This is a genomic window from Sphingomonas sp. (genome assembly GCF_042096255.1).
Taxonomy (GTDB): domain Bacteria; phylum Pseudomonadota; class Alphaproteobacteria; order Sphingomonadales; family Sphingomonadaceae; genus Sphingomonas.
In genome coordinates this window covers 1-7,540 of the sequence record NZ_JBELLZ010000124.1, presented here as the reverse complement: position 1 = coordinate 7,540, position 7,540 = coordinate 1, and the positions used below count along the sequence as shown (strand labels likewise).

Annotated in this window: 9 protein-coding genes and 1 pseudogene; 5 read left to right on the top strand and 5 right to left on the bottom strand. The window is 68.8% G+C overall.

What is annotated here, in order from left to right; all coding sequences use genetic code 11:
• Positions 1-226: 226 nt before the first annotated feature.
• Together dnaN and ACFDTH_RS16405 are read right to left on the bottom strand one after the other, a co-directional pair.
• Complete coding sequence (dnaN, locus tag ACFDTH_RS16410) at positions 227-1,327, bottom strand: DNA polymerase III subunit beta (protein WP_375288637.1); 1,101 nt, start codon at positions 1,325-1,327, stop codon at positions 227-229.
• A 120-nt stretch (positions 1,328-1,447) separates the two neighbouring features.
• Positions 1,448-2,089 (bottom strand): outer membrane protein, encoded by a 642-nt coding sequence (locus ACFDTH_RS16405; protein ID WP_375288636.1) that lies wholly within the window; start codon positions 2,087-2,089, stop codon positions 1,448-1,450.
• A 134-nt stretch (positions 2,090-2,223) separates the two neighbouring features.
• Between ACFDTH_RS16405 and ACFDTH_RS16400 the strand changes: the two genes are divergently transcribed.
• Entirely contained in the window at positions 2,224-2,856 is a 633-nt protein-coding gene (locus ACFDTH_RS16400; RefSeq protein ID WP_375288635.1) for a histidine phosphatase family protein, read from the top strand.
• The gene (locus ACFDTH_RS16395; RefSeq protein WP_375288634.1) at positions 2,853-3,302 is read left to right on the top strand and encodes a hypothetical protein; all 450 of its coding nucleotides are present in this window, start codon (positions 2,853-2,855) and stop codon (positions 3,300-3,302) included. Before ACFDTH_RS16400 ends, ACFDTH_RS16395 begins: the two co-directional genes overlap by 4 nt.
• Positions 3,303-3,336: 34 nt before the next feature.
• Here ACFDTH_RS16395 and ACFDTH_RS16390 read toward each other — a convergent pair whose 3' ends face one another.
• A complete protein-coding gene (locus ACFDTH_RS16390) occupies positions 3,337-3,540 on the bottom strand; it encodes a hypothetical protein (protein WP_375288633.1) in 204 nt (67 codons plus the stop codon).
• Entirely contained in the window at positions 3,533-4,504 is a 972-nt protein-coding gene (locus tag ACFDTH_RS16385; protein ID WP_375288632.1) for a GAF domain-containing protein, read from the bottom strand. Before ACFDTH_RS16385 ends, ACFDTH_RS16390 begins: the two co-directional genes overlap by 8 nt.
• Positions 4,505-4,586: 82 nt before the next feature.
• Here ACFDTH_RS16385 and rlmN point away from each other — a divergent pair, with 82 nt between their 5' ends.
• The 3 genes from rlmN (at position 4,587) to ACFDTH_RS16370 (ending at position 7,115) form a co-directional block, all read left to right on the top strand.
• Positions 4,587-5,783, top strand: a complete 1,197-nt coding sequence (gene rlmN, locus ACFDTH_RS16380; RefSeq protein ID WP_375288631.1) for a 23S rRNA (adenine(2503)-C(2))-methyltransferase RlmN — start codon at positions 4,587-4,589, stop codon at positions 5,781-5,783.
• A 143-nt stretch (positions 5,784-5,926) separates the two neighbouring features.
• Entirely contained in the window at positions 5,927-6,304 is a 378-nt protein-coding gene (locus ACFDTH_RS16375) for a response regulator (RefSeq protein WP_375288630.1), read from the top strand.
• Between the two features lie 55 nt (positions 6,305-6,359).
• Positions 6,360-7,115 carry a sulfite exporter TauE/SafE family protein gene (locus tag ACFDTH_RS16370; protein ID WP_375288629.1) on the top strand — a complete coding sequence of 252 codons (756 nt, stop codon included), beginning with the start codon at positions 6,360-6,362 and terminating at the stop codon, positions 7,113-7,115.
• Here the strand turns inward: ACFDTH_RS16370 and ACFDTH_RS16365 are convergent.
• Positions 7,112-7,540: pseudogene (locus tag ACFDTH_RS16365) on the bottom strand (hypothetical protein); the annotation flags it as partial. The gene ACFDTH_RS16370 and the pseudogene ACFDTH_RS16365 sit on opposite strands and share 4 nt — an antisense overlap.

Genomic DNA, 7,540 nt, shown 5'->3' with positions numbered 1-7,540 from the left:
CCATCTTGCCTTCATCGGCACTGCCGGGTTCAGCGGCGGTGGCCAGGTGCGGTACGACACCTATGTCGAGGGCACGCTGATCGAGATCGATCTGAACGGCGATCGGCAGGTGGACATGAACATCGGGATCAACAGCTACCTGACGCTGACCTCGGCGGACTTCATCCTGGGGTGAGGCGGACCGTTCCGGCGGGGCGGCCACCGCCCTGCCGGAACCCCGCCCGCATCACACCCGCATCGGCATCAGCACGTAGAGCGCGGCGGCCTTGTCGTTCTCGCGGATCAGCGTCGGCGCGGCGGCGTCGGCGAGGTGGACCTCGACGAGGTCGCCGTCGATCTGGCCAAGGATGTCCATGAGGTAGCGGCTGTTGAAGCCGATCTCGAACCCGGCGGCGGCATAGTCGACCGGGATCTCCTCGGCCGCGGTGCCGTTCTCCGGGCTGGTGACCGAGAGCGTGATCTTGTCGCGGTCGAGCGCCATCTTCACCGCGCGGGTCTTCTCGGTGGCGATGGTGGAGACGCGGTCGACACCCTCCATGAAGGTGGCGGGATCGAGCTTGAGGATCTTGTCATTGCCGGTCGGGATGACGCGGCTGTAATCCGGGAAGGTGCCGTCGATCAGCTTGGAGGTGAGGATCGCCTGGCCGAGATCGAAGCGGATCTTGGTGGCCGAGAGCGACACGCCGACCGAACCGTCGACCTCGTCGAGCAGCTTGCGGAGCTCGGCGATGCACTTCCGCGGCACGATCACGTCGGGCATGGTCTCAGCGCCGTCGGGGCGCGGCATGGTGACGCGGGCGAGGCGGTGGCCATCGGTCGCGGCGGCCTTGAGCACGTCCTCGGCGACATGGAGGAAGATGCCGTTGAGATAGTAGCGCGTCTCCTCGGTGGAGATGGCAAAGCGCGTCTTGTCGATGATCTGCTTGAGCGTCTCGGCCGGGATCTCGAAGCTGGTCGGCAGCTCGCCCTCGGCGATGATCGGGAAGTCGTCGCGCGGCAGCGTGCCCAGCGAGAAGCGCGCCCGGCCGGCGGTGATCGCCATGCGGCCCTCGGCGGCGCTGAGCGAGACCTGGGCCCCCTCGGGCAGCTTGCGCGCAATATCGAACAGGGTGTGCGCGGAGACGGTGGTGGCGCCGGGCTGGTCGACGGCGGCCTGCACCTGCTCGTTGATCTGAAGATCGAGATCGGTCGCCATCAGCCGCAGGCTGCCCTCGCCCGCCTCGATCAGCACGTTGGACAGGATGGGGATGGTGTTGCGGCGTTCCACCACGGACTGAACGTGACTCAGTCCCTTGAGCAGCGTCGCACGTTCGATGGTCGCCTTCATTGTCATCCCCCGGGCCCACCGGACTCGGCCAGGGGCAGCACTCGCAAACCGTTTCGGACCCTAGCCAGAAGGCAAGGGGCGGAGCAAGCGCCCCGCCCCCCGTTTTTGTCCGTCCCGGGTTTAGAAACGGATACCGGCGCCGACCACGACCTGGTGACGATCGGTGTCCACCGAAAAATTGTCGGTGTTCGCACCGTTCGCATATTCGAGACGGGCGTCACCGTAGTTCGAATAGCGATACTCGGCCTTCACATAGGCCTTGCCGCCCATCGACTGCTCGACGCCCGCACCGATGCGATAGCCATCGAGGTTGTAGTGACGATCGGTGGTGACGTCGTTGCGACGGGTAAGGTCCAGACGCGCGTTGGTGTAGCCGCCCTTGACGTAGGCAAGCGTGGTGGGGGTGGCGAGCACGCCGACACGCGCACCCAGATAGAGGTCGCGGCCCGCCTTCACCCGGCCATAGCCGAAGTTGTCGACGTTGTTCTCGACCTTGGCGGTCGAACCGGTGATCTCGCCCTCGACGCCGACCACGGCACCGTTGAACGCCATGTCATAGCCGATGTCGCCGCCGTAGAGCAGGCCATCCGCCGATTCGTCACCACCGCGGAAGTCCGAATCCTCGGTGCTGCCGGCGCGCAGGCCATCCCAGCCGAGAATCGCGCCGACGCGCGGGCCAGTGAACGGGCCGCCGACGTCCTGCGCCAGGGCCGGGGTGGCTACGGTGGCGGCGGCAAGGGCGCCCAGAACAAGCTTACGCATGAAAAACTCCATTCCATGGACCCGTGCTCGGGTCGGGATGCGCCAAATGGGCGGTCGGAGGCGAAGTTGCATGAACCCCAGATAAACGCGGTTTTCCGTTGCTTTTACGCCACAGGGGGTTGAACGGGCGGGGCATGATTCCAAGCCAGCGCAAAGGGCGCGATATCATCGCGCGACACGGCGAAACCGTGTTCAATGCCGCGCGACGACTTCAGGGCGATCACCCGCACACGCCGCTGACCCGCGCCGGCTTCGCCCAGGCCGAGGAGATGGGGCGGGCGCTGCGCGCCGCGCTGGGCGCAAAGCCGGCGCTGACGCTCTGGGCCTCGCCCACGGGGCGCGCGCTCCAGACGCTGGCGGTGGTGGCCGAGCATCTGGAGCTCGACTGGCACCAGGCGCGCACCGACGCACGGCTGACCGAGATCGGCATGGGCTCGTGGGGCGGGCGTTATTACGACGATGTCGTCGGCGAGGTGGGGCCGGTGATCGACCCGGGCGGCCTGCTGCGCCCCGCCCCCGACGGCGAGCGCTACGAGGCGATCGCGGAACGGGTGTCGGGCTGGCTCGCGGACACCGATGCGCCGGGCGATCGGCTGGTGATCATGCATGGCATCTCCAGCCGGGTGCTGCGCGGAGTGATGACGGGGGCGCCGGTGGACCCATGCGGCGCGCCGGTGCTGCCCGGCCATCCGCAGGGCACAATCTCGATGATCGAGCGCGGGGTGGAGACATTGGTCCACCTGGGCACGGGGCGCGCACCTGCATGATCGCGGCGCTGCTGCTGGCGGCGGCGCCGGTCGGGGTGTGGGAGAGCTGGGGCGCGTTCCGCCGCGACGACGGCGACTGCTATGCGATCGCCGCGCCGGCGCGCAGTGGTGCGGCATCGCGCGTGCGCCCGTTCGCCAGTGTCGCAAGCCGCTGGGGCCGCGACCGGCGCAACCGGATATTCTTCCGCCTGTCTACGCGGCGGACGCATCGCGGGCCGGTGACGTTGTCGGTGGGCGAACGCCGCTTCACGCTGGCGGGCAATGCCACCGCCGCTTGGGCGCCGGACGCCGCCACCGATCTCGCCATCGTTCAAGCGATGCGGGGACAGCGGAGCATGAGCGTGGCGGCAGTCTCCGAACGCGGCCGGCCGTTTGCGGACACCTATGCGCTTCCGGGCGCCGCCACCGCGATCGACGCGGCGGCGCTGGCCTGCGCGGGGCGATAATCAGAGCGGGAAGATAATCAGAGCGGGAAAGAGATCAGAGCGGGGTGAGTGCCCGCTCCTGGTTGATCTGGTCGGCACGCAGCATCAGTTCGCGCGCGCGGGGATCGTTACGATCCGCCTTTCGCAGCCGGATGGCTTCCGCCAGGGTGCGCTGGAGCTCGATCGTGAGTTCACCGTAGCCGCGTTTCCGGTCCATGCGATCCATATAATCGATCACGCGATCGGTTGCATCACTCATCCTCGGCCTCCTCATCGTCGACCAAGCGATCCATGATGGCGAGGAGGGCGGCATAATGCGTCACGTCGCGGATTGCTTCCACCGCCTCGGCGCCCTCCGCCGCGGCGAGGTCGAACCGACCTGCCCGGTCGCTCGTCGCGGTGACGATGCCCCAGACCACGTTGTCGACGAACACCGGCATCGCCGCCGCCGAGCGGTAGCGCACGCGATCATGGGCGCGCTGCTGTTCTTCAGGAAGTCGGAACGCGTCTGCGACCGAGGCAGCTTCCACGTCGGGCACCACGATCGGCCCGCCGACCTGCCAGGCGACACCGGTGAACCCCTCTCCCTTGTGCCAGCTTCGGCTCGGCCGCGCGCTGGCGGTGACGTCGTTCCACAAGGCCGCAACCTTGCCCATTTCATCGCCCGCATCGGTGACAGCGAAAATCGTGACCGCCCAATATTCGGCGGCATCGAAGCCGCAGGCCGAGATCAGGCGTAGCCTGGCAGCAGCGAGCATCGCATCCAGCGCGTCGCCGATCATCAGACCGCTGATCAAGCCGAGGCTGATCGCCTCGCGCATCAACTCGCCCGCCCTGAGCCGTTCCTCGCGCCGCTCACGTCGCCGGCTCTGCTCGTCAAGCGCGGCGGCGTCTGCGGCAGCGCGGTCGAGCGCGTCCTCGGCGATCGTCAGCGCGTCGCGCGCCTCGCGGGAGATCTCCAGCTTGCGAAAGTCCGCCCAGCCGACGAGGCCGCCGAAGATCAGCGCAGCCGTGATCCCGATCACGGCGAGAACGATCCCCGGTACGTCCGCGACGAAGCGGCTGCCCGCGGTGAGCGCCGCGCCCAGCCCGGCGCCGACCACGAATACCGGGCGCACTCGTTCGACCGCGTCGACCCGGCCGGAATATTTGTCGAGCAGTGAGGTCTCGCCGCTGCGCAGGCGGCGGCGCAGCGCTTCGATCTCGGATTCGGCGGGCCCCATGGTGATGACGGTGCCACCCCCGGCCCCTCCTCGCAACGGCGCCGCTGGAAAACCGGCCCGATCTGGACTATGTGCGCGTCCCATGCCGACAGCGTCGCCCGCCATGCCCATTCCGGGGCACATCGATCCCGTGCCCGTCGCGCGCGCCATCGCGCCGCGAACCGACGGGCGTGTCGACCTGGTCGGGCTGTCGCGCGACCAGCTGCGCCAGGCGCTGCTCGAAGCGGGGCTGGACGCCAAGGCGGCGAAACTGCGCGCCAAGCAGATCTGGCACTGGATATACAATCGCGGCGCGACCGAGTTTTCGGCAATGACCGACATCGCCAAGGCGCAACAGCCCTGGCTGGCCGAACGGTTCGTGATCGGGCGGCCCGAGGTGGTGGAGGCGCAGGTCTCCAGTGACGGCACGCGCAAGTGGCTGCTCCGGTCGGACGACGGCCATGATTTCGAGATGGTGTTCATCCCGGACGCCGATCGCGGCACCCTGTGCGTCTCCAGCCAGGTCGGCTGCACGCTCAACTGCACCTTCTGCCACACCGGCACGATGCGCCTGGTGCGCAACCTGACGCCGGGCGAGATCGTCGGCCAGGTGATGCTCGCCCGCGACGGCCTGGGCGAATGGCCCAGCCAGCCCGAGGGCCGCATGCTCACCAACATCGTAATGATGGGCATGGGCGAGCCGCTGTATAATTTCGAGAACGTCCGCGACGCGCTCGCCGTGGTGATGGACGGCGATGGCCTCGCGCTCTCCAAGCGGCGGATCACGCTCTCCACGAGCGGCGTGGTGCCGATGATGGCGCGCGCGGGCGAGGAGATCGGCGTCAACCTGGCAGTGTCGCTTCACGCGGTGACCAAGGAAGTGCGCGACGAGATCGTGCCCTTGAACCGCAAGTACGGCATTGAGGACCTGCTCCAGGCCTGCGCCGATTATCCCGGCGCCAACAACGCGCGGCGCATCACCTTCGAATACGTCATGCTCAAGGACAAGAACGACAGCGACGACGATGCGCGCGAGCTGGTCCGGCTGCTGCGCCAGTATCGGCTGCCGGCGAAGGTGAACCTGATCCCGTTCAATCCCTGGCCGGGCGCTGGCTACGAATGCTCGACTCCCGAGCGGATCAAGTCGTTCAGCAACATCGTGTTCGAGGCGGGTATCTCCGCGCCGGTGCGTACCCCGCGCGGGCGTGACATCGATGCGGCCTGCGGGCAGCTCAAGACCGCGGCGGAGAAGAAGTCGCGCGCCGAACGGGATCGCGAGACGGCACACGCGGCCATCTGAAAGCGACCGTGCGGTTCACGGATGTGCGGAGTCTTCGCGTCACTGTCCGGCGAAGAGGGTTAACTGCGGCTTTACTGGCCCAGGCTGCGCGCAACATCGGGAACCATAAGAGGTCATGAGTCTTCCTGGTTTCAGGAGGGGACATGCGCCACGTTCTCGTCATCGAAGACCAGTATCTTTTCGCTCAGCTTGTCGCGGACATAGCGTTGGTTGCCGGGGCGTCCTCCGTTGCGATCGCCGAGAATGAAGAGGCGGCCGTGGAACTGGCACGCAACCACCGCCCCTGGCTGATCCTGTCCGACCTGAAGCTGCGCAACGGCCGCGGCACCAGCGCGGTGGAGCGGATCCGCGCCGCCTGCGGGCCGGTGCCGACGATCTACATCACTGCCTGGCCCGACGACCTGCACACCGACAATGGCCCGGCCGCGATCATCCGCAAGCCGATCACGGTGGATCAGCTGACCTCCGTGTTCGACACGATGGTGGCGCAGATCCCCCCCAACCGCGTCGCCTGCCACTAGGCGCGGCCGCGCCTCCGCCCTCGACAGCCGCCCGCGCCGGCCTAAAGCGGGATGGATGGCCCTCTCGACCCTGCTCCTGTCCGCGGCTGCCGGCTTCGTGGGCGGGGCGATGAACGCGCTGGCGGGCGGGGGCACCTTCGCCACCCTGCCCTCGCTACTCGCACTCGGGCTGCCGGCCAATGTCGCCAATGCCACGTCCAACGTCGCGCTGCTGCCCGGCGCGGCGACCAGCGCCTGGACGTTCCGCGACGAGCTGGCGCCGCTGTCGGGCGTGCGGGTGCGCATGCTGGCGGCGATCACCTTCGCCGGCGGGCTGATCGGATCGGCGCTGCTGGTGCTGACGCCGTCCGACGCGTTCGACGTGATCATCCCCTGGCTGGTGCTCTACGCTTTCGTGGTGCTCGCCTTCGGCAAGCGTGCGGCGGCGTGGCTACAGCGCCGCGTGACGATCGGGCCGGGCGCGCTGATGGCCGCGCAGGCGGCATTGGGCGTCTATGGCGGCTATTTCGGAGGCGGCGTCGGCATGATGATGACCGCCACCTACGGCCTGCTCGCCGGCCACAGCCCGCGCGCGCTTTTCGCGCCGCGCACCCTGATGCTGGCGGTGGCCAATGCCGCAGCGGCGCTGGTATTCGTCGCCGCGGGGATGGTGCGCTGGACGGCGGGCCTGCCGATGCTGCTGGGCGCGATCGCCGGCGGCTGGGCGGGCGCGCACGTCGGCAAGCGACTACCGGCGGGCGCGGTGCGGGCGTGGACCCTGCTGGTCACCGGCGCGACCACCCTGGTCTTCTTCTGGCGCGCCTACGGCTAGAAATCGACGCCCAGCGACACCGCCGGGCCCGATCCGGGACGGGCGTCACCGGCGACACGCTGGCGCCAGTCAGCGGCGAGGCGGAAGGTGCGGCCGGCCACCGGCACCGCGACGCCGATCGTCGGGCCGAGATCGAGCCGCGCCGCCCCGCGTTGCGCCGCACCCCAGGCACCGAGGCCGAGATCGACCGGCCCGAACGTTTGGGTGACGCGCGCCGAGCCGTCGACGAACCCCTCCACGCGATCGCGCAGGATCGCGCCGGCCTGGCCATAACCTTCGAGGCGCAGGCCGGCGCCGATCGCGGTCGGGCCGATGCCGCCGATCGCCCCGGCGGCGGTGCCGCCCCTGACGCCGGCGATGCCGATGCGGCGTTCGAGCACCAGATGGACGGGTGCGCGGGTCGGCCGCCAGTCCAACCCGATCGC